At 65.0% G+C, this 24829-nt stretch carries 20 protein-coding genes; 4 read left to right on the top strand and 16 right to left on the bottom strand.

The features are described 5' to 3' along the window. Nucleotides 1-26: 26 nt before the first annotated feature. From R1Z03_RS15795 to R1Z03_RS15855, 13 genes are all read right to left on the bottom strand, one after another. Entirely contained in the window at nt 27-4781 is a 4755-nt protein-coding gene (locus R1Z03_RS15795) for a glutamate synthase-related protein (RefSeq protein ID WP_317352616.1), read from the bottom strand. Between the two features lie 180 nt (nt 4782-4961). Next, a complete protein-coding gene (locus R1Z03_RS15800) occupies nt 4962-5666 on the bottom strand; it encodes a transposase (protein ID WP_284425994.1) in 705 nt (234 codons plus the stop codon). A gap of 139 nt (nt 5667-5805) precedes the next feature. Continuing rightward, complete coding sequence (locus tag R1Z03_RS15805; protein WP_317352621.1) at nt 5806-6759, bottom strand: SAM-dependent methyltransferase; 954 nt, start codon at nt 6757-6759, stop codon at nt 5806-5808. Next, complete coding sequence (locus R1Z03_RS15810; protein ID WP_317352623.1) at nt 6756-7391, bottom strand: DUF1415 domain-containing protein; 636 nt, start codon at nt 7389-7391, stop codon at nt 6756-6758. Before R1Z03_RS15810 ends, R1Z03_RS15805 begins: the two co-directional genes overlap by 4 nt. A 109-nt stretch (nt 7392-7500) precedes the next feature. After that, nucleotides 7501-8670, bottom strand: coding sequence for a deoxyguanosinetriphosphate triphosphohydrolase (locus R1Z03_RS15815; protein ID WP_317360399.1), 1170 nt, complete (start codon nt 8668-8670; stop codon nt 7501-7503). A gap of 56 nt (nt 8671-8726) precedes the next feature. After that, nucleotides 8727-9890 carry a 3-dehydroquinate synthase gene (aroB, locus tag R1Z03_RS15820; protein ID WP_284429912.1) on the bottom strand — a complete coding sequence of 388 codons (1164 nt, stop codon included), beginning with the start codon at nt 9888-9890 and terminating at the stop codon, nt 8727-8729. Between the two features lie 253 nt (nt 9891-10143). Further along, complete coding sequence (locus R1Z03_RS15825; RefSeq protein ID WP_284429911.1) at nt 10144-10689, bottom strand: shikimate kinase; 546 nt, start codon at nt 10687-10689, stop codon at nt 10144-10146. Then, complete coding sequence (locus R1Z03_RS15830) at nt 10671-12512, bottom strand: Ig-like domain-containing protein (protein ID WP_284429910.1); 1842 nt, start codon at nt 12510-12512, stop codon at nt 10671-10673. Before R1Z03_RS15830 ends, R1Z03_RS15825 begins: the two co-directional genes overlap by 19 nt. 13 nt (nt 12513-12525) lie before the next feature. Next, on the bottom strand, nt 12526-14667 hold the full coding sequence (gene pilQ / locus R1Z03_RS15835) for a type IV pilus secretin PilQ (protein ID WP_284429909.1): 2142 nt from the start codon (nt 14665-14667) through the stop codon (nt 12526-12528). Then, complete coding sequence (locus R1Z03_RS15840; RefSeq protein ID WP_272567557.1) at nt 14664-15203, bottom strand: pilus assembly protein PilP; 540 nt, start codon at nt 15201-15203, stop codon at nt 14664-14666. Before R1Z03_RS15840 ends, pilQ begins: the two co-directional genes overlap by 4 nt. After that, complete coding sequence (locus R1Z03_RS15845) at nt 15200-15874, bottom strand: type 4a pilus biogenesis protein PilO (RefSeq protein ID WP_284396664.1); 675 nt, start codon at nt 15872-15874, stop codon at nt 15200-15202. Before R1Z03_RS15845 ends, R1Z03_RS15840 begins: the two co-directional genes overlap by 4 nt. 2 nt (nt 15875-15876) lie before the next feature. Then, the gene (locus R1Z03_RS15850) at nt 15877-16503 is read right to left on the bottom strand and encodes a PilN domain-containing protein (RefSeq protein ID WP_284410955.1); all 627 of its coding nucleotides are present in this window, start codon (nt 16501-16503) and stop codon (nt 15877-15879) included. Further along, nucleotides 16500-17579 carry a pilus assembly protein PilM gene (locus R1Z03_RS15855; RefSeq protein WP_284429908.1) on the bottom strand — a complete coding sequence of 360 codons (1080 nt, stop codon included), beginning with the start codon at nt 17577-17579 and terminating at the stop codon, nt 16500-16502. Before R1Z03_RS15855 ends, R1Z03_RS15850 begins: the two co-directional genes overlap by 4 nt. Nucleotides 17580-17840: 261 nt before the next feature. On the opposite strand from R1Z03_RS15855, the gene R1Z03_RS15860 reads away from it, so the two are divergent. Next, a complete protein-coding gene (locus R1Z03_RS15860) occupies nt 17841-20228 on the top strand; it encodes a penicillin-binding protein 1A (RefSeq protein WP_284429907.1) in 2388 nt (795 codons plus the stop codon). An 88-nt stretch (nt 20229-20316) separates the two neighbouring features. On the opposite strand, the gene cyaY is transcribed toward R1Z03_RS15860, so the two are convergent. Continuing rightward, nucleotides 20317-20646 carry an iron donor protein CyaY gene (cyaY, locus tag R1Z03_RS15865; protein ID WP_272567550.1) on the bottom strand — a complete coding sequence of 110 codons (330 nt, stop codon included), beginning with the start codon at nt 20644-20646 and terminating at the stop codon, nt 20317-20319. A gap of 12 nt (nt 20647-20658) precedes the next feature. Here cyaY and R1Z03_RS15870 point away from each other — a divergent pair, with 12 nt between their 5' ends. The 3 genes from R1Z03_RS15870 to R1Z03_RS15880 all read left to right on the top strand — a co-directional run bounded on the left by R1Z03_RS15870 (nt 20659) and on the right by R1Z03_RS15880 (nt 23085). Next, entirely contained in the window at nt 20659-20883 is a 225-nt protein-coding gene (locus R1Z03_RS15870) for a lipoprotein (protein WP_272567549.1), read from the top strand. Then, entirely contained in the window at nt 20880-22163 is a 1284-nt protein-coding gene (gene lysA / locus R1Z03_RS15875) for a diaminopimelate decarboxylase (protein ID WP_317352634.1), read from the top strand. Before R1Z03_RS15870 ends, lysA begins: the two co-directional genes overlap by 4 nt. 79 nt (nt 22164-22242) lie before the next feature. Next, nucleotides 22243-23085: an MBL fold metallo-hydrolase gene (locus R1Z03_RS15880; RefSeq protein WP_272567546.1), complete on the top strand. Its 843-nt coding sequence runs from the start codon at nt 22243-22245 to the stop codon at nt 23083-23085. 57 nt (nt 23086-23142) lie between these two features. Here R1Z03_RS15880 and R1Z03_RS15885 read toward each other — a convergent pair whose 3' ends face one another. Beyond that, nucleotides 23143-23763 (bottom strand): protein-methionine-sulfoxide reductase heme-binding subunit MsrQ, encoded by a 621-nt coding sequence (locus R1Z03_RS15885; RefSeq protein ID WP_317352637.1) that lies wholly within the window; start codon nt 23761-23763, stop codon nt 23143-23145. 50 nt (nt 23764-23813) lie between these two features. Further along, on the bottom strand, nt 23814-24809 hold the full coding sequence (gene msrP / locus R1Z03_RS15890) for a protein-methionine-sulfoxide reductase catalytic subunit MsrP (protein WP_317352641.1): 996 nt from the start codon (nt 24807-24809) through the stop codon (nt 23814-23816). Nucleotides 24810-24829 lie beyond the last annotated feature (20 nt).

A 24829-nucleotide genomic window follows, 5' to 3' on the forward strand; every position in this document is an offset into this window, starting at 1 on the left:
TGCGGTGCGGGTGGATCGGGCGGGCCTTACTTGGCGGGCACCGTTTCCTTCGCAGGATGGGCGACCGCGGGCGTCGCGGGCTCCTCCAGCACCTTGCGTTCATGGATTTCGGACAGCGCGCGCTTGTATTCGGTCGGGAACACCTTCACGAACTTGGCGCGCGAGGCCGCCCAGTTGTCCAGCAGTTCGCGCGCACGCTTGCTGCCGGTCCAGCGGTTGTGGTCTTCCAGCATCTTCTTGAGCTGGGCTTCGTCGGTCTGGTCTCGGTGCCAGATGCCGCGCGAGATGCTGGCGGTCTGCTCGTCACCGGGCAGGATGCGCTCCAGCGTCACCATGGACAGGTTGCAGCGGGTGTCGAACAGGCCGTCCTCGTCGTACACGTAGGCCACGCCGCCGCTCATGCCGGCCGCGAAGTTGCGGCCCGTCTTGCCGAGCACCACCACGGTGCCGCCCGTCATGTATTCGCAGCCATGGTCGCCGGTGCCTTCCACCACGGTGGAGGCCCCCGACAGGCGCACCGCGAAGCGCTCGCCCGCCACGCCGCCGAAGAACGATTCGCCGCTGGTGGCGCCGTACATCACCGTGTTGCCCACGATGGTGTTGCGCGTGGTGTCGCCGCGGAAGTCGATCGAAGGACGCACGATGACGCGGCCGCCCGACAGGCCCTTGCCGGTGTAGTCGTTGGCATCGCCGATCAGGTACAGCGTGATGCCGCGCGTGAGGAACGCGCCGAACGACTGCCCGCCCGTGCCTTCCAGCTGGATGCGGATGGTGTCGTCCGGCAGGCCTTCAGGGTGGGCGCGCGTGACGGCGCCCGAGAGCATGGCGCCCACCGAGCGGTTCACGTTGCGCGCCACTTCGATGAACTGCACCCGCTCGCCCTTTTCGATGGCGGGCTGGCTGCGCTCGATGAGCTTGCGGTCCAGGGTCTTCTCGATGTTGTGGTCCTGCACGTCGACATGAAAGCGCGGCACGTCGGCCGGCACGTTCGGCTGGGCGAACAGGCGGCCGAAATCGAGGCCGCGCGCCTTCCAGTGGGCGATGCCGGCACGCATGTCGAGCAGGTCGGTGCGGCCGATGAGGTCGTCGAACTTGCGGATGCCCAGCTGGGCCATGATCTGGCGCACTTCTTCGGCGATGAAGAAGAAGTAGTTCACCACGTGCTCGGGCTTGCCCGAGAACTTCTTGCGCAGCTCGGGGTCCTGCGTGGCCACGCCCACGGGACAGGTGTTCAGGTGGCACTTGCGCATCATGATGCAGCCCTCGACCACCAGCGGCGCGGTGGCGAAGCCGAACTCGTCGGCCCCCAGCAGCGCGCCGATGGCGACGTCGCGGCCGGTCTTCATCTGGCCGTCGGCCTGCACGCGCACGCGGCCGCGCAGGCGGTTGAGCACCAGGGTCTGCTGGGTTTCGGCCAGGCCGATCTCCCACGGGCCGCCCGCGTGCTTGATGGACGACCAGGGCGATGCACCCGTGCCGCCGTCGTGCCCGGCGATCACCAGGTGGTCGCTCTTGCACTTGGTCACGCCCGCGGCGATGGTGCCCACGCCCACTTCGGACACCAGCTTGGTGCTGATGCTGGCGTGCGGCGCCACGTTCTTCAGGTCGTGGATGAGCTGGGCCAGGTCCTCGATCGAATAGATGTCATGGTGCGGCGGGGGGGAGATCAGGCCCACGCCGGGCACGCTGTGGCGCAGCTTGCCGATGTAGTTGGTGACCTTGCCGCCGGGCAGCTGGCCGCCCTCGCCGGGCTTGGCGCCCTGGGCCATCTTGATCTGGATCTGGTCGGCCGACGACAGGTATTCGGCCGTGACGCCGAAGCGGCCCGACGCCACCTGCTTGATGCGGCTGCGCAGCGAGTCGCCGTCCTGCAGCGTCAGGTCGACCTCGACGTTCTCGGCGCCGATCACGCTCTTGAGCGTGTCACCCTGCTTGATCGGAATGCCCTTCAGTTCCTGGCGGTAGCGCGCGGCATCCTCGCCGCCCTCGCCCGTGTTGCTCTTGCCGCCGATGCGGTTCATGGCCACGGCCAGCGTGGCGTGCGCCTCGGTGGAGATCGATCCCAGCGACATGGCACCGGTGGCGAAGCGCTTGACGATCTCCTTGGCCGATTCGACCTCGTCCACGGCAATGGCCTTGGTCGGGTCGAACTTGAATTCGAACAGGCCGCGCAGGGTCATGTGGCGGCGGCTCTGGTCGTTGATGAGCTGGGCGTATTCCTTGTACGTGTTCCAGTTGTTGGCGCGCGTGGAATGCTGCAGCTTGGCGATGGCGTCGGGGCTCCACATGTGCTCTTCGCCGCGCGCGCGCCAGGCGTATTCGCCGCCGGCGTCCAGCATGGTTTCCAGCACCGGGTCGTCGCCGAACGCGGCCTTGTGCATGCGGATGGCTTCTTCGGCGATCTCGAACACGCCGATGCCTTCCACGCGGCTGGCGGTGCCGGTGAAGTACTTGACGATGGTGTCGGTGTTCAGGCCGATGGCCTCGAACAGCTGCGCGCCGCAGTAGCTCATGTACGTGGACACGCCCATCTTGGACATGATCTTCGACAGGCCCTTGCCGATGGCCTTCACGTAGTTGTAGATGGCTTTCTCGGGCGACAGGTCACCCGGCATGCCCGCGTGCATCTCGGCCAGGGTTTCCATGGCGAGGTAGGGGTGCACGGCCTCGGCGCCGTAGCCAGCCAGCACGGCGAAGTGGTGCACCTCGCGCGCCGTGCCGGTCTCCACCACCAGGCCGGCCGTGGTGCGCAGACCTTCGCGCACCAGGTGCTGGTGGATGGCCGACAGCGCCAGCAGCGCGGGGATGGCCACCTGCGTGGCGTTCACGGCGCGGTCGCTGATGATGAGGATGTTGGCGCCGCCCTTGATGGCATCGACCGCCTGCGCGCACAGCGAGGCCAGCTTGGCCTCCACGCCTTCGCGGCCCCAGTCCAGCGGGTAGGTGATGTCGATGGTCACGCTCTTGAACTTGCCCTGCGTGTGCTTTTCGATGGCATGCAGCTTGGCCATGCCGGCGAAGTCCAGGATGGGCTGGCTCACTTCGAGCCGCATCGGCGGGTTGACCTGGTTGATGTCCAGCAGGTTGGGCTTGGGGCCGATGAAGCTGTTGAGCGACATCACGATGGCCTCGCGGATCGGGTCGATCGGCGGGTTCGTCACCTGGGCGAAGAGCTGCTTGAAGTAGTTGTACAGCGGCTTGTTCTTGCCCGACAGCACGGCCAGCGGGCTGTCGTTGCCCATGGAGCCGATGCCCTCTTCACCGTTCTTGGCCATGGGCGCCATCAGGAACTTGATGTCTTCCTGCGTGTAGCCGAAGGCCTGCTGGCGGTCGAGCAGCGGCAGTTCGGCCGGCAGCGGACCGGCCGGCGCCTCGCCGCCCACGCTGTCGAGCTTGATGCGCAGGTTCTCGATCCACTGCTTGTAGGGCTTGGTGTTGACGACGTTGGCCTTGAGCTCCTCGTCGTCGATCATGCGGCCCTGCTCCAGATCGATCAGGAACATCTTGCCGGGCTGCAGGCGCCACTTGCGCACGATCTTGTTCTCGGGGATCGGCAGCACGCCGGACTCGGAGGCCATCACGACCAGGTCGTCGTCGGTGATGCAGTAGCGCGAGGGACGCAGGCCGTTGCGGTCCAGCGTGGCGCCGATCTGGCGGCCGTCGGTGAACACGATGGAGGCCGGGCCGTCCCAGGGCTCCATCATCGCGGCGTGGTACTCGTAGAACGCGCGGCGGCGCTCGTCCATGGTGGTGTGCTGCTCCCACGGCTCGGGGATCATCATCATCACGGCCTGGCTGATGGGGTAGCCGGCCATGGTCAGCAGTTCGAGGCAGTTGTCGAACGTGGCGGTGTCGGACTGGTCGGCGAAGCTGATGGGGTAGAGCTTCTTGAGGTCGGCCGCGAGCACGGGCGAGGCCATCACGCCCTCGCGCGCCTTCATCCAGTTGTAGTTGCCCTTGACGGTGTTGATCTCGCCGTTGTGCGCCACGTAGCGGTACGGATGGGCCAGCGGCCACTCGGGGAAGGTGTTGGTGGAAAAGCGCTGGTGCACCAGGCCCACGGCCGAGACGCAGCGCTCGTCCTGCAGGTCCAGGTAATAGGTGCCCACCTGGTCGGCCAGCAGCAGGCCCTTGTAGACCACCGTGCGGCTGGACATGCTGGGCACGTAATACTCTTTGCTGTGCTTGAGCTTGAGGTTCTGGATGGCGGCGCTGGCCGTCTTGCGGATCACGTACAGCTTGCGCTCCAGCGCGTCCTGCACGATCACGTCGTTGCCACGGCCGATGAAGACCTGGCGCAGGATGGGCTCCTTCTTGCGCACGGTGGGCGACATCGGCATGTCGCGGTTGACCGGCACGTCGCGCCAGCCCAGCAGCACCTGGCCCTCGGCCTTGATGGCGCGCTCCATCTCCTGCTCGCAGGCCAGGCGCGAGGCGTGCTCCTTGGGCAGGAAGATCATGCCGACGCCGTATTCGCCGGAGGGCGGCAGCACCACGCCGGTGGAGCCGTCGGGGGCCGTGCCGGCCCGGGCCATCTCTTCGCGGTAGAGCGCGTCGGGGATCTGGATCAGGATGCCCGCGCCATCGCCCATGAGCTTGTCGGCGCCCACGGCGCCGCGGTGGTCGATGTTTTCGAGGATCTTGAGCGCCTGCGTCACGATGTCGTGGCGCTTCACCCCCTTGATGTGGGCCACGAAGCCCAGGCCGCACGCGTCGTGCTCTTGGGTGGATGAATAGAGACCGTGCTCTTGCAGGTATTGGATCTCGGCAGCCGTCGTCATGGCGCTCTCCTCGGAAATGGGTCGCAGGGAGCGCAAGATTAGTGCATCGCAGCAAGGTCGAGCAAGCACTTTAAATGGGGTCAGATTCACATTATTGATGAGAATAGATCGCATTTATTTTTATTGGGGACACATCAAATTCAGGAGCAATGACGCTTTTCGCCATATGGCCTGAAGGAATTATTCGGGAATGGGTCTCGGCATTGCGGGCGGGCGGCCGGCCTTGCCTTTGACCACCCGGCGCTCCGTCTGCTGTTGCAACGCCTGCACGAACGCGGCGTCTCCCAGGGCCCAGCCGGCGAGTGCGGAATCGGTCAGCGCCTGCTGCTGCAGCCGGCCGACGCCCGCCTGCACCAGCGCGGCGTAGGCCGCCTCGCGGGCGAAGGGCGTGTTGCCCAGCGCCCAGAACAACGCATGCGGCGTGATGAGCCGGTCGTTGCGCAGGCCCAGGCAATGGGCGTGGCTGGACCAGGGGTAGTCCACCGCCTGCGCGGTGGCGCCGGAGCGCACCGGATTCAGGTCCATGTAGGCCATGCAGGCAAGCAAATAGCGCTCGGGCTGCAGCACGGTGGAGCGGTAGCGCCCCTCCCACAGCGTGCCGGTGCGCGCGTGGCGGTTATTGAAATAGCGCACGTAGCTGCGCCCCACGGCCTGCATCATCAGCGGCAGTCCGTCGGCCGTCTGGGGGGTGGCCAGCAGGTGGAAGTGGTTGCCCATGAGCACGTAGGCATGGACGGCCACGCCGCAGCGGCGAGCCTGCTCGGTCAGCAGGGCCAGCATGGTTTCATGGTCCTGCCGGTCAGCGAAGATGGCCTGGCGGTTGTTGCCGCGCTGGATCACGTGGTGCGGGTAGCCGGCAAGGGTCAGGCGGGGCAGTCGGGCCATGGGGTCGCACAAAGTGGAGCTAAGCGCCATGGTAGGGGGAATCCGTCCCCGATTCCGCATGTGCCGCCCGATCGGCGCGATTGCTACTATTTTTATAGCATCAAAGGCAAACAAAACCCCGGCATGCGGCCAAAAACCCTCAAACCGTTGCCGGAACCGCCTCGGGCGCCGTGTCCGCCTCTGGCGGCAGGCCGAACCGCGCCGCCAGAGTCTGCTCCAGCCCGAACTCCGCCAAAATCGCCCGCAGCCGCTCGGCCGCGCTGCGCTTTTTCTGGCCGGTGTAGCGGGCCACGATCAGTTCGTTCTTCATGCTGTGCTCCCAGCCCACCAGCTCGGTCACCGTCACCTGGTAGCCGCTGGCTTCCAAGTGCAGGCAGCGCAGCACATTGGTGATCTGGCTGCCCATCTCGCGCGTGTGCAGCGGGTGGCGCCACAGTTCGGCCAGCGGCGTGCGCGACAACTGCAGCGCCTTACCCTGGCGCAGGCACGCGGCCACCTCGGCCTGGCAGCAGGGCACCAGCACCATCGCGCGCGCCTGCTTGGCCAGCCCGAAGGCGATGGCGTCGTCGGTGGCCGTGTCGCAGGCGTGCAGGGCCGTCACCACGTCGATGCGCTGCGGCAGCGCCGCGGCATCGGTGGATTCGGCCACCGACAGGTTCAGGAACGACATGCGCTCGAATGCCAGCCGCTGGGCCAGGGCGCGCGAGTGCTCCACCAGCTCGGCCCGCGTCTCGATGCCGTAGATGTGCCCGCGCCCCAGGGTCTTGAAGAACAGGTCGTACAGGATGAAGCCCAGGTACGACTTGCCCGCCCCGTGGTCCGCCAGCGTGGCCGCGTGGCCTTCCTGCGACAGCTCCTGCAGCAGCGGTTCGATGAACTGGAACAGGTGGTACACCTGCTTGAGCTTGCGCCGCGAATCCTGGTTGAGCCGCCCTTCCCGCGTGAGGATGTGCAGCGCCTTGAGCAGTTCGATGGACTGGCCCGGCCGCAGCTCCTGCAGCACCTGGTCTTCGGGCGAGGGCTTCGGCGCGGTCCGCCCCGCCGATGACGAAGAAGCGCCCCCCTGCCCGGCCGCAGCTTTGGCGCGCTTCATGCGCCCTCCCCTGCGCCGGCAGCGCCCACCGGCGTGGCCCGCCCGGCCACCGGGCAGCGCGGGCCGACGTCCAGTGCCTTCCAGCCTTCGGCGCCCAGTTCCTCCAGCACTTCGATGTTGCGCTCGAAGATCGCCTCGGCCTCGGGGAAGGCCTCCACCGCACGGTCGATGCTCTCCTCGCGCAGCAGGTGCAACGTGGGATACGGCGCGCGGTTGGTGCTGTTGGTGACGTCGTCCACGTCGGTGCCGTCGAACTGGAACTGCGGGTGGAACGAGGCCACCTGCAGGATGCCGCCCAGGTCCATGGCCTCGACCAGATCGTCGGCCAGCGCGAGGAAGTCGTTGAAGTCCAGAAAATCCTCCATGCAGCCCGGCGCCATGAGCAAGGTGGTGTCACGGCGCTCGGCGGATATTTCGGCCAGCGCCTCCAGCTCGCGCTGCAGGTCTTCCAGCAGGCCCCGCCCATCGGTCGCCTCGCTCACCACGTAGTGGATCTGCGCCTTCACATGCACCGCCTTGGCGAAGGGGCACAGGTTCAGGCCAATCACCGCGCGCTCCAGCCAGCGCACCATGTCCTCTTTCACGGTCTCGTGCGGAAAGGCGTGCGGGGCGGCGGCGGGCAATTCGGTCATGGGGACTTTCTTCGGGGGGCGCCCATTTTATCGGCCGGGCGCGGGTGGGCCTTGCGGCGGGGCCGTGCCGCCAGACCGTGGCAGCGTTCGGCCCGCGCGCCCGGAGCGATCAGGACAACAGCCGTTGGCCCGTGAGCCGCTCGTGCTCGCGCACCGCGAAGCGGTCCGTCATGCCGGCGATGAAGTCCGCCACCGTGCGCATCCGCTGCACCTCGTTGCCGGCCGCGGCACGCGCCGCGAAGCGCGGCTTCATCGCCTCGGGTGAGTCCGTGTAGGCTGCGAACAGATCGCGCACCACCTGCTGGGCGCGTCCGGTGGTTTCCATCACCTGCGGGTGGCGGTACAGGTTCTGGAACAAAAAGCGCTTCAGCCCCTGCGACTGCGCGCGCATCTCGGCGCTGAACGCCACCAGGGGCGGCGCACGGCGCACGTCATCCACCCGCGCCGGCGCGGACTGGGCGATGGCGGCGTTGGTCGCATCGATCACGTCATACACCTGTGCGCTGAGCATGCGCCGGATCGCTTCGTTCAGAAGCCGCCGCTGGCCCGCCGGCGCCGCCAAGTGCGGGTGGTCGCGCTCGGCCTCGGCGCGGTAGCGCTCGAACAGCGGCACCTCGCTCAGTTGCGCCAGCGTGATGAGGCCGGAGCGCACGCCGTCGTCGATGTCGTGCGCGTTGTAGGCGATCTCGTCGGCCAGGTTGCACAGTTGCGCCTCCAGGCTGGGCTGCCCGCGCTGCAGGAAGCGCTGGCCGATGCCGCCGGGCTCCAGCGCCTCCATGCGCTCGGCGTTGGCGCGCGAGCAGTGCTTGAGAATGCCTTCCCGCGCCTCGAACGTGAGGTTCAGGCCGTTGTAGTCGGGATAGCACTCTTCCAGCTCGTCCACCACGCGCAGGCTCTGCAGGTTGTGCTCGAAGCCGCCGTGCGCGGCCATGCATTCATGCAGGGCGTCCTGCCCGGCGTGGCCGAACGGGGTGTGGCCCAGGTCGTGCGCCAGGGAGATGGCCTCCACCAGATCCTCGTTGATGCGCAGCGAACGGGCGATCGAGCGGCCCAGTTGCGCCACTTCGAGCGAGTGCGTCAAGCGCGTGCGGAACAGGTCGCCCTCGTGGTTCAGGAACACCTGCGTCTTGTAGACCAGCCGGCGGAAGGCGGTGGAATGCACGATGCGGTCGCGGTCGCGCTGGTACTCCGAGCGCGTGGGCGCCGCCGACTGGGGATGGCGGCGCCCCCGGGTATCGGCCGGGTCGCAGGCGTACGGCGCCAATCCAGGGGGCTGCATCAAAAGGGTCTTCACCGCTCGACTGGCTTCAATTGCATGCGATTCAACCAATAGCCTCAGGCACAGCAGGCGTCGATGACTTCGCGCACCAGCGCATCCGGCGCGGCACGCACCGCCGCGCGCCCGGGGCCGTCGATCACCACGAAGCGGATCTCGCCCCCTTCGGATTTCTTGTCCACCCGCATCAGTTCGAGATAGCGGCCCGCGTTGTCCGCGGCATCGATCACCGGGCCGCGCACAGGCAACCCCGCACGCTCGATCAGCTGGCGCAGTCGCTGCACGAAGGCCGCGTCCACCAGCCCCAGCCGGTACGACAGCTCGGCCGCCATCACCATGCCCGCCGCCACGCCTTCGCCATGCAGCCAGACGCCGTAGCCCATGCCCGCCTCGATGGCGTGGCCGAACGTGTGGCCGAAGTTGAGAATGGCGCGCAGGCCGGCCTCGCGTTCGTCCTGGCCCACCACGAAGGCCTTGATCTCGCAACTGCGCCGCACGGCGTGGGCCAGCGCGGCATGGTCGCCGGCGCGCAGGGCATCCATCGCGGTCTCGAGCCAGTCGAGGAACGCCATGTCGGCAATCGGTCCGTACTTGAGGACTTCCGCCAGCCCCGCGCTCAGCTCGCGGGGCGGCAGGGTGTCGAGCGTGGCCAGATCGCACACCACCAGTTGCGGCTGGTAGAACGCGCCGATCATGTTCTTGCCCAGCGGGTGGTTGATCGCGGTCTTGCCCCCCACCGACGAATCGACCTGCGCCAGCAGCGTGGTGGGCACCTGCACGAACGGCACCCCACGCATGTAGCTGGCCGCGGCAAACCCCGTCATGTCGCCCACCACACCACCGCCCAGCGCGAACATCACGGTCTTGCGGTCGCAGCCGTTGGACAGCAGCGCATCGAAGATGAGGTTGAGCGTCTGCCAGGTCTTGTGTTCTTCGCCATCGGGCAGGACGACCTGCAGCACCCGTGGGTAGCGCGCCGTCAGCGCAGCCTCGAGCCGCTGCACATAGAGCGGCGCCACGGTCGAATTGGTGACGATCAGGGCCGACGCGGCGGCCGGCAAGGCCTGGTAGGTGGCCGGGTCGTCCAGCAACGATTCGCCGATGAGGATGGGGTAGCTGCGGTCGCCCAGGGCAATGTCCACCTGGGCGGGGCGATCGCCCTGCAGTGCCCTGGCGGATGGATGGGCGGCGCGGGAAAGGGGGGCCTGGGATACCAGGGGCATGTCGTGATCCATGGTCGAGAGTCTAGCGGGCCGCCGGGCCGCCCATGCGGACGGATGTCTGCAGCCAAAGTCCCGATCAGTACCGTGCTGCCACAACATGCGGACATTCGGAGGGAGAGATGGGAGAGGAAAAAGAGGCTCGCTGCACCAGCGCTGCCAGAGGCCAACGGGTGGACAGTATTGTTGCCGCGGGCATGCACCGTGCCGTCGGTGACCGGCGCGAAAGTGTGCAACCGTGGAAGCAGCGCCGCCGTCAGCCGACGGAGGCCAGTTCCAGTTGCATCGCGATGTGATTCACCAGCGCCGCGACGGTCTTGCCCCGCCCCGTGGACACCACATAGTGGGCCGTGGCCCGGTACAGCGCATCCCGCTGCTGATGCAGGTCCTTCAACCGGCCCAGCGGGTCCGCTCCCTGCAGCAGGGGGCGGGACGTGTCGTGCCGCACATGGCGAACGATGTCCTCGGGCGACGCGTCGAGATAGACCACCTTGCCATGCGCCCTGAGGCGGTCGCGGTTGGGCGCACGCAGCACGGCGCCGCCGCCCGTGGCCAGCACATGCGCCGGGCCCGCACTTCGACCCGCGGTCAGCTCATCGATCACCTGCTCTTCGATGTCGCGAAAGGCGGCTTCCCCCTCACGATCGAAAAAACCACGGATCGAGCAGCCGATGCGCTGCTCGATCACGTGGTCCGAATCGATGAAGGGAATCCCCAGCCGCCGGGCGAGTTGACGCCCGACGGTGGATTTCCCGGAGCCTGGTAGGCCGATGAGGTGGAGACTTAGTTGGGGTTGCTGCAACTGGTTGCTCTTCCGAAGGGGCTCACAACGGAAGCCGGAGGACTCGTTTTGTCTGTCAAGTCAGACACTGCGGCCCCTGCCACGAATGCAAAGAAGGAGCTGGATTCCGTCCCGGACACGATAGCCTTAGCCGCCAGTTCGAAATTCACCCAGAAGGCGTACTGCTGTCCGTAGGTCAACGTGAATTCGGCAGAGCCGGCCGCATCGGTCGTCACCGATGCAGGTGCAATCACTCCAGGCAAACCTGGCGTGAGTTGACCATTGCCATTGGTATCTTCGCCCGCATCCAGAATACCGTTGCGATTCGTGTCTTCGTTAAGACAAGAAATTACAGTACCTGCTTGGTTGTAGCCCCAAGCAGAGGCTGCATCGTTAAAGACCAAAGGCGAGCCTTTGAGATAGTTCGGAACCCAATAGGAAAGCGTCAGATTTTGATTCGCCACGGGTGCGCCGTTAGCATCGTTCACTTGAGCAGAGAACGTCTTGCGGTACGTCGTGTTCAGCTTTTCAACGGTGTTGTTGGCTGCGATCGTGATGAAAAGCGCTTGGCTGCTGATCGTGAGCGAAGACGTGGCCGTCACATTGGTGTTGGCAACGGTCGCACGAATCTGCACGCCGTTGGCGGCCGTGGACGTGGCACCAGAAATGAAGACGTCCGTCGCCAGGCCGTTGGCATCCGTGACGGCGGAGCCCGTCTTGATGCTGCCACCGCTCAGATCCTGCACTGCCGTGAAGAAAACGGTCTTGCCCTTGACGGCGTTGCCGGCGGCATCACGCACCGTGGCGCGCAACTGGACCTGGTTGGCGGAGCTGCCTGCCACGTTCGGGGGCAAAGCGGCGGAAGACGTCTGCAGCACCAGCGAGGCTGGCGTCGAAGCGATGAAATTCAGCGGCAGCGTGGTCACGGCACCGTTGTCCACCACCGCGCTGATCGTCGCCACGCCCACGGATGCGGCCGAAGCCTGGGTAGACGCAATGCCATTGGCATCGGTCGTCGCCTGGCTGGGAGACACCGAGCCGCGGGTGGTGCTGAACGAGATGACCTTGCCCGCCACACCGGCGCCGCCGGATGCGTAGCGCACGGAGACCGTCCGCGCCGTGTTGACCTCGACTTCGGTGTTGGCCGTGGGCGCCGAGAACGCGAAATCCACGCTGGTGACATTGATGGAAATCTGGGTCTGCGCACCGGCGCTCTGGATGGTCACCGTGTCCGTGCCGCTGCGCGTTGCCGCGTAAGCGAACGTCACAGCGCCATTGGCGTCCGTCGAAGTGCTGGCCATGGTGATGGCATTGCCCAGAGACGACGTGACGGCCACCGTGCTGGCGGCAATGGCCGCACCGCCGCTGTCCTTCACGCTCACTGCGAAATTGGTCGTGGCACCGGTCAGTAGAGACGACGAACCCGATGCGGTCAACGTGGTACCCGTCACCGGAATGGTGATGGATTTCGTGATCGATCCCGACTTCACCGTGACGGCGATGTCGCGGTTGGAACGGTCCGTGCCGGCGGTCAACACCGCCGTCGCCTTGCCGTCTGCAGCCGTGGTGCCCACGATGCTTGCCAGCGTGCCGCTGGATGCCGTGAACGACACCGCCTGTGCGGACAGCGCATTGTTGGCGGCGTCCTTCACCACGGCGGTCAACGTCAGGCCGGTCTTGTCGGCCGACGCCAAGCCCGTGGCAGACGTCAAGATTTCCACAGAGGCTGCCGTGCTGACCGGAGTCGTTCCTCCGGGCGTGGTGCCAGCGCTCCCCCCGCCGCCGCCGCAAGCAACCAGAGTGGCAGCCAGCGATAGGGCAATGATTTTGATGAATGACTTCATTATTTACCTATAGTTAACGAACTGGTCCGCGATCGGAAATGACCTTGGGTGTGATGAATACCAGCATTTCCCGCTTCGTGGATTCTTTGGTCCGGCTCTTGAAGAGGTTGCCCACCACCGGCACATCGCCCAGCACGGGAATTTTATTTTCCTGGTTGGTTTCTTCCATCTCGAAGATACCCCCGATCACCACGGTCCCGCCATTTTCGATCAACACCTGGGTCTTGATGTGCTTGGTGTCGATGGCCACGCCCTGCGTCGTGCTCTCGCCACGGCTGTCCTTGTTGACATCCAAATCAAGAATGATGTTGCCCTCCGGGGTGATCTGCGGCGTCACTTCCAGCTTCAACACCGCCTTCTTGAAGGCGATGGTGGTGGCGCCGTTGGGGGCCGTGACGGAATAGGGGTACTCGGTGCCCTGCTCGATCAAGGCTTTCGTCTGGTCTGCCGTGATCAAACGCGGGCTGGACACGATCTTGCCTTGGCCGTCGGCCTCCATGGCCGACAGCTCGAGGGTCAGGAAACGGTTGGCCGCCGAATTGAAGATGGACAGGGCAAACGAGCCCACCGCACTCGTCGTGGACAGCTGCGCCGGCAGATTGACGAACGTGCCTCCAGGATCGGTGGCCGTGGAACTGGCGCCGCTCGTGGACACGGCGTTGCTGTAGCTTGTGCCGAAAGCGACACGGTTGTTGCCACCGATGCCGTAGCCACCGTCGCCGCCGCGGCTGGCCCTCAGGTCAGAGGCACCCAGCTTGACGCCGAGCGATCGGCCGAAGGTGTCGCGCGCTTCGACAATCCGCGCTTCGATCATGACCTGCCGCACCGCCACATCCAGCGTCGAAAGCAATTGCCGTACCTCTTCCAGCTTGCTCGGCGTGTCCGTCACGAAAAGCTGATTGGTTCGCGGCTCGGAGATCGCACTGCCCCGCTCGGAAAGAAAGCGCGTGGACGTGCCATTGGTACCGCCGCTGTTCGTGCTGGTCGCCAGTTGGGTCACCATGTCGGCCGCCTTGGCGTAGTTCAACTGGAAGGCCTGCGTGCGCAGCGGCTCGAGCTTCTGGATCGCCAGCGCTGCCTCATAGTCCTTCTTGGTGCGGGCGTCGATTTCGTCCTTGGGCGCAATCCAGAGGACCGTGCCGGACTTGCGCATGCCGAGACCCTTGGCGTCCATGATGATCTGCAGGGCCTGATCCCATGGCACGTCCTTCAGACGCAGCGTGAGCGCGCCGGTGACGGTGTCAGAGGTGACGATGTTGAAGTTCGTGAAGTCCGCAATCACCTGCAGCAACGAACGCACTTCGATGTTCTGGAAGTTGAGCGACAGTTTTTCGCCGCTGAACCCGGGGCCCTGCGTCAGCTTGCTCAGGTCCACCTTCTTCTGGCGGATTTCCACCACGAACTGGTTGTCGCTCTGGTAGGCGCTGTGCTCCCATTCGCCGATGGGATCGATGGTCATCCGAACACGCTCACCTTGCTGCGATGTCGTGACGATCTGCACCGGGGTGCCGAAGTCCGTCACATCCAGGCGGCGGCGCAAGCCCTCCGGCAGCGACGATTTCAGGAATTCGACCACCAGGCCCTTGCCTTGCTGACGCAGGTCCACGCCGACCTGGTTGTTGGCCAGGCCCACGATCACGCGGCCCGCACCGTCGCTGCCGCGGCGGAAGTCGAGGTCACGCAGGGGCAGGACATCGCTGTTGCGGTCTTCCGCAAAAACCGCCACCGGCGCCGGTTGCGCCGCCGCCGTGTTCGACACGGGCTCCAGTGCCACCATCAAGGACTTGCCCTGGATTTCGGCACGGTACGACGTGGGTTGCTTGAGGTTCAGGACGACGCGGGACCGGTCGCCTGCCTGAACGATGTTCACGGACTTCAGATTGCCTTGGTTGACTTCCACCAGCGACTTGCCTGTCGCATTGGTCGTCGCCGGAAAATCGAGCGCAATCCTGGCCGGGGCCTGAATGGCAAAACCGGTTGGCAGGGTGGAAAGGGGTTGCGACAAATCGATGCGTACCAATTCGGTCCCGCCCTGCATGACCCCCTGGACGGCTTCGATGGCGGTCTGGGCATAAGCCCAGGTGCTGCCCAGCGATGCCACAGCAGCCAACAACAACGCTCGATAGCGTGCACCAAAACTGTTTTTCTGAATCATTTCTTCCCCTCTTGGAGATCGAGCGTGGTCTGACGCTCTATCCAGTCACCCGTTGCATCCTGAACGATTTCCCGTAACTGAATGGCTGTTTCAGTGATTTGGGTAATCCTTCCATAATTCTGTCCAAGGTAATTGCCGACCCGAACCTGGTACAACAAGTTATCCACCTTGAGCAAAGCCGTCGGCGTGCCGGTTTTATTCAAACTGCCGACCATGGACATGGTATCCAGGGGATAAGCTTCCAAAGGCTCCTTGCGACGCGCCATTTCCGGCGCAATCAAGGTGGCGTTGGCCGCCAATTGGGTCGAATCGCGCCTGAGGGCCTGTGTCAATTTGATGGAATTGAAGGGATCCGTTGCTCCATCCGCCTGATAGTTCTGCGGCTGGAATTGCTTGGGCTCGGTAAGGGGGGTAATGCGCGGCTTGGTGTTGGCACGCAAATCCGTCATCCACTGGCGAAGCTCGTCCTGCCCCGAAGATTCACAACCCATCAACGCCGCGCAGACTGCCAGCAAAGCGATGTGCCACATTCTCATTTCTTCGCTCCACCCGCTGCCTGGCGCTGCGCCTGAATTTCTTCAGGGTCCAGATAGCGGAACGTTCTCGCCGTGGCTTCCATCGTGAGGGTGCCGCCATCCTTGCCTGCAGGGAGGATGGAAATATTATTCAGCGTCACGATCCGGGAAAGATTGGCAATATCAGCGGCAAATGCACCGATATCATGGTATCGGCCGGTCACTCTAATAGAAATCGGCAACTCCGCATAATAATCCCTGACCACGATCTGGCCCGGCTTAAACGATTCGAACTGCAAACTGCGACCCAGGCCTGCCTGATTGATATCAGACAAAAGAGCCGCCATCTCCGCCTTGCTCGGCAACTGCTTTTCCAGCTGGATCACATACTGCTGCACCTGCTCGCGCTGCTTCTTGAGCGCGTCCAGACTCACGGCCTTCACGAGCTTCTTTTCATAATCGGCGCGCAAGGTGAGTTCCTTGGCCTGCTCGGCTTCCAGCTCCGCCTCGTACTCATTCAGCTTGAAGAACCACAGGAAGGTAGCGATGCCCGCCGCGATGGCGATGCAAAGCAGGATTCTCGGCAGTACCGGCCACAGAGAAGGATCTTTGGGATCAAGGTTGCGGAACTGCCGCTGCAAGCTGGACTGCAGCGCCACAAAGTCCACGGAAGACGCTTTTTTCGTTGCCATGATCACTTTCCAACCGCTTTGGGCGCAGTGGCAGGGGTACTTGCAGCGCCAATGGCTTTTTGCGCCTCGCTCGTGCGCATCAGCCGAAACCGGAGGTTGAAGGAGGCCACGCGGCGCTGCTCCCTCGGATTCAACGCGATGTTGGCCGCAACGATCTCTACCAATTCGGGCTTGGAGAACCACGGTGTGTTGTCGGCCAGATTGCGCAGCATTTCCGACACCCGCTCGTTCGATTGCGCCATCCCCTGCATCGTGATCACCTGGTCGACTTGCTTGAGATTGGTAACGTAAACCCCATCTGGCAGCTGTTGAACCAGTTCATTGAGCAGGTGCACCGGCAGATTGCGATCCGACTGCAGGTCTTCCACCGCCTTCTGGCGGGCACGAAGGGCCGCGATTTCTTCTTCGATGGTCGCGATTTCCTTGATCTGGCCTTCCAGAACCTTGATCTCGCTTTGCAGGAACGTGTTCTTGTCCTGCTGGGCGGTGATCACCATCTGGTACCACCAGTAGATGCCGCCGGCAATGGCAAGCCCCACCAGAAAAGACGCGAACATCGTCGCCTGGAACGATTCCTTGCGGCGTTTTCGGGCCGCCTCGCGATGGGGAAGCAGGTTGATGAGAATCACTGCAGGAACCTCCGCATGGCCAGACCACATGACGTGAGGTAGGAAGGCGCCTCGCGCACCATCTTCTTCAATCGCACGGCGCTTCCGATTTCCATGCCGTCGAACGGATTGATGGCGGTGCAGGCACAGCCTGAATGCTGGGTCACAGCCTCGGTCAAGCCAGGCAGCGGCGCGGAGCCGCCTGCGAGCATGATGTGATCGACCCGGTTGTAGGGCGTGCTGGTGAAGAAGAACTGCAGCGCACGGCCGATTTCCTGCGCCATGCTTTCCACGAAGGGACGCAGCACGGCCGACTGGTAGTCGTCCGGAAGGTCACCGCTGCGCTTCTTGCCTTCGGCCTCTTCCAGCGAGAACCCGTATTGCCGCACGATCAATTGCGTCAGCTGCGCTCCCCCGAAGGCCTGGTCGCGGTCGTACAGCACTTCGTCGTTGCGAAGCACCTGCATGCTGGTGGTCAATGCGCCGACCTCGAACAGCGCGACCAAAGCATCGTTGCCGTGGTTGGGCAGCGCTTCGATCAGGCGCCCCGCAGCCAGCCGGGAGGCATGCGATTCGATGTCGACGATCACGGGCTTGAGGCCCGCCGCTTCGGCCAGGCCCTGGCGGTCCTGCACCTTTTCACGGCGCGACGCCGCGATCAGCACATCGACATCGCCGGGCGAGCTCTTGCTGGGGCCGACCACGCAGAAGTCCAGGCTCACTTCATCGAGCGAGAAGGGGATGTACTGGTTGGCTTCGGATTCCACCTGCACTTCCAGCTCCTGCTCGGACATGCCGCCGGGCAGGGTGATGCGCTTGGTGATGACGGCCGATGGCGGCAAGGCCAATGCCACGTTTTTCGTGCGGGTGCCGCTCTTCTTGACCAGCCGGCGCAGGGCCTCGGCGACCTCATCGAATTTTTCGATGTTGCCGTCGGTGATCCAACCGCGCTCCAACTGCTCGATCGCACATCGCTCCAGTACCAGCCCTCCCGCCTTGTCGCGCCCCAACTCCACCAGCTTGACGCTCGAGGAACTGATGTCGATACCCAGCAGTGGCGCGGACTGGCGACTGAACAAAGACCCCAAAGAGATCAAGATTAGCCCCCGTAACTTGCCAATTTGACGCAACAAAACTTAACACTTCACATGAATGCTATCAGTAAGGTTGCAGGCCAGCCAAGAGTTTTACGGCGCTGTTACGGACCGAACGTTGTCAAAAGCACACGCTCATTTGCCGCCTCTTCCGATACCGATATTCATGCGCCTGTGGTATAGGTGCGCCACCCTTTGGCGTGATTTGGCAGACGGGTGAGGCCCATATTTTTATAATGGCCGGTTGCTCTCTCCTGGAACGCTATGCCGTCATCACCTACCGACAAGACCCCCAACCCGAATCCGCCGAAACGGCCGGCATGGTGGCGCTGGATTGTCCGAAGCGCAGCGTGGTTGCTCGGGCTGGCGGCGGCCGGCGCCGTGGGCGTGGCGCTCACGATCGCCGTGGCGCTGGCGGTGGCTTACCCCAACCTGCCGGACATTTCGGACCTGGCGGACTATCGGCCCAAGCTGCCGATGCGGGTCTACTCGGTCGAAGGCGCTTTGCTGGGCGAGTTCGGCGAGGAACGGCGCAACCTCACTCCCATCCAGGACATTCCCAAGGTCATGACCAACGCGGTGCTGGCCATCGAAGACGCACGCTTCTTCCAGCACGGTGGCGTGGACTACAAGGGCGTGGTGCGCGCAGCGCTGGCCAACATGGGCCGTGTGAAGAGCCAGGGTGCCTCGACGATCACGATGCAGGTAGCCCGGAACGTTTATTTGTCATCCGAGAAAACATTTACCCGAAAAATTTACGAAATATTACTAACCTTCAAATTGGAGCACCTGCTGACCAAGAACCAGATTCTCGAGATCTACATGAATCAGATTTATCTCGGAAACAGGGCATACGGTTTTGCGGCGGCTTCGGAGGCTTATTTCGGCAAGCCCCTGCAGAACATCTCCATCGCAGAGGCCGCCATGCTGGCCGGGCTGCCCAAGGCCCCCTCGGCCTACAACCCCATCAGCAACCCCAAGCGCGCCCGCATCCGGCAGCTGTACATCATCGACCGCATGCAGGAGAACGGTTTCATCACCGCGCAGGAGGCCGCCGCCGCCAAGGAAGAGGACCTGAAGATCCGCTCCGGCCCGGATTCCACCCGCATCCACGCCGAATACGTGGCAGAAATGGCCCGCCAGCTCATCTTCGCCCAATACGGCAACGAGGCCTACACCCGCGGCCTCAACGTCTACACGACCCTCAATGCCGGCGACCAGGAAGCCGCGTACGTCGCATTGCGCAAGGGCATCATGGATTACGAACGCCGCCAGCACTACCGCGGGCCCGAGAAGTTCGTCGCCCTGCCCACCAATGCCCAGGAAGCCGAGGACGTGATCGATGACACCCTCGCCCTGCATCCCGACAACGGGGACGTGATGTCGGCGGTGGTGCTGGAGGTGACGCCCAAGAAGATCGTGGCGGCGCGCGCCAGCGGCGAGCCGATCGAGATCACCGGCGACGGGCTGAAGCCGGCCCAGTCGGGCCTGAGCGACAAGGCGCCGCCGAACGTCAAGATTCGCCGCGGCGCGGTGATCCGCGTGATCCAGACCCCCAAGAAGACCTGGGACATCACCCAGCTGCCGGAAGTCGAGGGCGCCCTGGTGGCGGTCGATCCGCGCACCGGCGCGATCAAGGCCCTGGTGGGCGGCTTCGATTTCGACAAGAACAAGTTCAACCATGTGACGCAGGCATGGCGCCAGCCAGGGTCGAGCTTCAAGCCGTTCATCTACTCGGCCGCGCTGGAAAAAGGCTTCACGCCGGCCACCGTGGTGAACGATGCCCCGCTGTTCTTCAGCGCCGGCGTCACGGGCGGCCAGCCCTGGGAACCCAAGAATTACGACGGCAAGTACGACGGCCCGATGACCTTGCGCACCGCGCTGGCGCGCTCCAAGAACGTGGTGTCCATCCGCGTCCTGCAGGCGGTCGGCCCCAAGAACGGCCAGGAATGGGTATCCAAATTCGGCTTCGACGCCGAAAAGCACCCGCCCTACCTGACCATGGCGCTGGGCGCGGGGTCGGTCACGCCCATGCAGATGGTGTCGGCCTATTCGGTGTTCGCCAACGGCGGCTACCGCGTGAACCCCTACCTGATCAGCCGCGTCACCGACCACAAGGGCCGCATCCTGTCGGACTTCCAGCCGCCGGCCACCTCCGACAACCCCCGTGCAATCGATGCGCGCAACGCCTTCGTGATGGACAGCCTTCTGCAGGAAGTCACCCGCTCCGGCACGGCGGCGCGTGCACAGGCCACGCTCAAGCGCCCCGACCTGTACGGCAAGACCGGCACGACCAACGATGCCGTCGATGCCTGGTTCGCCGGTTTCCAGCCCACGGTGGCCGCGGTGACCTGGATCGGCTACGACACGCCCCGCAACCTGGGCAGCCGCGAAACCGGCGGCGGGCTGAGCCTGCCGATCTGGATCAGCTTCATGGAGCGCGCGCTCAAGGGCGTCCCGGTGGCCGAGCCCACCGTGCCGCCCGGCGTGGTGAACGTGGGCGGAGAATGGTTCTATGAGGAGTTCGCCCGCAACGCGGGTGTCGCCAGCGTGGGCATGGAAGACGCCTCCGCCGCCGTGCCAGGATCGCCGCCGCAGGCACCCCCGCCGACCGAGGAGCGCAACCGGATCCTGGATCTGTTCCGCAATTGACCCCATGGACCGCCGGCACGCGGTCCCACCAAAAAAAGCCCTTGCGCGGCCATCGCGCAAGGGCTTTTTTGTTACAGGCCGAAGGCGCTCAGGGCGCGAAAGACAGCGCCAGTCCCGACTGCTCGCTGGCGCTGCGGTCCAGGGCTTCGAAGAACTCGCCCGCCCCCTTGGTGTCCATCCAGCGCTGGCCGTCGAACCGGTAGTGGTAGCCGCCGGACTGTGCGGCCAGCCAGATTTCGTGCAGCGGCTTTTGCAGGTTGATGACGATCTGGCTGCCGTTCTGGAACGCGATAGTCACCATGCCTCCGGAGCGTTGTGCGTCCAGGTCGGCGTCCGAGGTGTCGTTGATGCGATCGCAGCCTTGCTCGACAGCGAGCAGGAGCTTTTCCGCGTGGTCCAGGAATTCGAGGTCAGTCATTAGAATCGGCGGATGTTGAGAGCATCGCAAATTCTAGTCAGGACGCTTGCCCTTGCTGCGAGTGCGGCGGCCCTGTCGGGCTGCGGCCAGCGCGGCCCGCTGTACCTGCCCACCGACCCCGCTGCCAGCCAGCGGGCCACCCTGCCCCAGACGCTGGACCCGATGCGCGACACACCCACGCCGGCGCCGATCGTCCCCACCGCCCCCTCCCGTTCCGCTTCCTCCCCGACTCCATGACCTTGCCTGCCCTGCCCGGCCATCCCCACATCGCCTACCGCGGCGACGCACTGTTCATCGAACAACTCCCCCTGGCCGACCTGGCGCGGCAGCACGGCACGCCGCTGTACGTCTATTCGCAAGCGTCCATGCTGGACGCGCTGGCCGCCTACCAGCGCGGCTTTGCCGGCCGCCAGGTGCAGATCTGCTACGCCATGAAGGCGAACTCGTCGCTGGCGGTACTGCAGCTTTTCGCGCGCCAGGGCTGCGGTTTCGACATCGTGTCCGGTGGCGAGCTGGAACGCGTGCTGACCGCCGGCGGCGATCCGCGCAAGATCATCTTCTCGGGCGTCGGCAAGACGCGGGCCGAGATGCGGCAGGCCCTGCAGGCCGGCATCGGCTGCTTCAACGTCGAGAGCGAGTCCGAACTGGACGTGCTGAGCGAGGTGGCCGTGGCCTTCGGCACGAAGGCGCCGATCAGCATCCGCGTCAATCCCAACGTGGACCCGAAGACGCATCCCTACATTTCCACCGGGCTCAAGGGCAACAAGTTCGGCGTGGCACACGAGCGCATCGTCGCGGCCTACCAGCATGCCGCGTCGCTGCCGGGGCTGAAGGTGGCCGGCATCGACTTCCACATCGGCTCGCAGATCACCGACGAGACACCTTACCTCGACGCGACCGATCGACTGCTCGACCTGATCGAGGAGATCGAGGCCGCAGGCATTCCGATCCACCACATCGACTTCGGCGGCGGCCTGGGCATCGACTACAACGGCGACACGCCACCGGCCGCCGATGCGCTGTGGGCCAAGCTGCTGGCCAAGCTGGATGCGCGCGGCTTCGGTGACCGCCATTTCATGATCGAGCCCGGCCGCTCGCTGGTGGGCAATGCCGGGGTGTGCGTGACCGAGGTGCTGTACGTGAAGCCCGGCGAGCAGAAGAACTTCTGCATCGTCGATGCGGCGATGAACGACCTGCCGCGCCCCGCGATGTACCAGGCGTTCCACGCCATCGTGCCCGTGCAGGCGGCCGCGGCCGGCGCAGCGGCCGGGGTGTACGACGTGGTGGGCCCGGTCTGCGAGAGCGGCGACTGGATCGGCCGCGACCGCACGCTGGCGGTGCAGCCGGGCGACCACCTGGCCGTGCTGTCGGCCGGCGCGTATTGCAGCTCGATGGGCAGCAACTACAACACGCGCGCCCGCCCGGCCGAAGTGCTGGTGGATGGCACGCAGGCCCACCTGATCCGCGCGCGCGAATCGGCGGCCGACACCTTCCGCCACGAGAAACTGGTGGGCTGACTGGCCAACGCTTGATTCGCATCAAGCCCCGGGCACGGGGGGCGGCCTACATTGGCATTTTTCAAGAATGCTGCATGCCATGGCACTGGAACCGCTGGAACTGTACCGAGACAAGCACCACGCCTGCCTGATGTTCTCCGACCTCATCGAGGAGGACGGGCAGGCCGTTCAGGCCAATCAATTCCTGATCGTGGACGGCGACACGGGCGCCATCATCGACCCGGGCGGCAACCTCGCCTTCAACGAGCTGTTCATGGGAATGTCCAAGCATTTCCCGCCGCACAAGCTGTCGTACCTGATCGCCTCGCATGCCGACCCGGACATCATCGCCTCGCTCGACCGCTGGATGACCAGCACCAAAGCCACGCTGGTGATCTCGCGCGTTTGGGAGCGCTTCGCGCCGCATTTCACCAAGGTCGGCAAGACGGAGAACCGGGTGATCGGCGTGCCGGACGGCGGCGGCCACCTGCCGCTGGGGCGGCACGAGCTGGTGCTGCTGCCAGCGCACTTCATGCACTCCGAGGGCAACTTCCACTTTTACGACCCGGTCAGCCGCATCCTCTTCACGGGGGACCTGGGCGTGTCGATGACCTCGGGCACCGAGGCGCGCGAGCCCGTGACCGATCTGGCGCCGCACATTCCGCGCATGGAAGGGTTCCACCGCCGCTACATGGTGTCCAACAAGATCCTGCGGCTGTGGGTGCGCATGGTGCGGCAGATGGACATCGCCATGCTGGTGCCCCAGCACGGCGCGCCGATCATGGGACCGAAGGCCATCGGCGATTTCTTCGACTGGATCGAGAACCTGATGTGCGGCATCGACCTGTTCGACGACCGGGCCTACCAGTTCCCCACGGCCTTCATCGACCCGGCCACGCGGCAGGTGCGGCCGGCCCTGCACGCCGTGCAGGGGCGATCCTAGCCAAAAGGGCCTCCAGCACAATAACTACTAGGGCATATTGCTATTCTTTTAATAGCATCATGCCGTGCGGGCGGCCACCGGGCGCCGGGCGTAGCGCTTCCACACGCGCCAGCCCAGCAGCGCGCCCAGGATGGCCGCGTACACCGCCACCTCGGCGAAGTTGTTCTTGCCCGCGCGCATCCAGAAAAAGTGCAGCAGCGCCAGCCCCGCGACCGCATAGACGATGCGGTGCAGCGCCTGCCAGCGCTTGGCGCCCAGCCAGCGGATGGCGCGGTTGAACGACGTGGCCGCCAGCAGCGTGAGCAGCACGATGGCCAGCGTGCCCACCAGGATGAAAGGCCGCTTGCCGATGTCGTACACGATCTCCGGCCAGTCGAAGCCCATGTCCAGCCAGGCGTAGGCCACGAGGTGCAACACCGCATAGAAATACACGAACAGCCCCAGCATGCGCCGAAAGCGCGCCAGGGCCGGCGTGCCCGTGATGACGCGCAGCGGCGTCACCGCCAGCGCCAGGCACAGGGCCCGCAGCGCCCAGTCGCCACTCTCGCGGATCAGCGCCTCGGCCGGGTTGGGGCCGAGCCGGTCGGTGGCGGCGCCGAACACCAGCCACGCCAGCGGCAGCAGGCACAGGGCGAACACCACCGGCTTGGCGGCGGGATGCATCAGCAGTTTTTTCATGGCGGCGGCCCTCGAAGGCGCTGGCGGCGGGATGTCAGACGCGGGGCGGGTCAGTAGAACTTCTTCAGGTCCATGCCGGCGTACAGCGAGGCCACCTGGGCCTCGTAGCCGTTGAACATCAGCGTCTTGCGCTTCTTGGCGAACAGGCCGTCCTCGCCGATGCGCCGCTCGGTGGCCTGGCTCCAGCGCGGGTGGTCCACGTTCGGGTTCACGTTGGAATAAAAGCCGTATTCCTGCTTGGCTGCCTTGTTCCAGGCCGTGCCCGGCTCCTTGTCGGTCAGGCGGATCTTGACGATGCTCTTGGCACTCTTGAAGCCGTACTTCCAGGGCACCACCAGCCGCACCGGCGCGCCGTTCTGGTTGGGCAGCACCTCGCCGTACATGCCGAAAGTGAGCAGAGTGAGCGGGTGCATGGCCTCGTCCATGCGCAGCCCCTCGGTGTAGGGCCAGTCGAGCACGGCGGAGCCGACGAAGGGCATGGTCTTCTTGTCGGCCAGCGTGACGAACTCCACGTACTTGGCGCTGCCCTGCGGCTCCACGCGCTTGAGCAGCTCGGCCAGCGAGTAGCCCACCCACGGAATCACCATGGACCAGCCCTCGACGCAGCGCAGGCGGTAGATGCGCTCTTCCTGGGCGCTGAGCTTGATGAGGTCCTCGATGCCGAACTTGCCCGGCTTGTTGACCAGCCCCTCCACCTCGACCGTCCAGGGCGTGGTCTTCAGGGTGTGGGCGTTGCGGGCCGGGTCGGCCTTGTCCACGCCGAACTCGTAGTAGTTGTTGTAAGTGCTGGCGTCCTTGTAGTCGGTCACCTTTTCCATGGTGTTGGCGCCCGCCACCGCCGATTTGCCGCCGGCCAGGGCCGCCAGCTTGCCCGGACGCGCGGCCTCGGCGCCGGCATCGCGCGCGGCCCAGGTGGCCAGGGCCGCCCCGACAGCGCCGCCAGCCATGAGCTTGATGAGGTCGCGCCGGCCTTCATAGACGGCGCGGGGGGTGATTTCGCTGCTGGCGGCGTGGATGAAGCCGTTGTCTCTGCGGGGAATCGGCATGGGGAATCCTTGTGGTTCGG

Origin of the sequence: Acidovorax sp. BLS4 (assembly GCF_032929295.1) — a bacterium.
In the GTDB taxonomy this organism is placed as follows: Bacteria; Pseudomonadota; Gammaproteobacteria; order Burkholderiales; family Burkholderiaceae_C; genus Paracidovorax.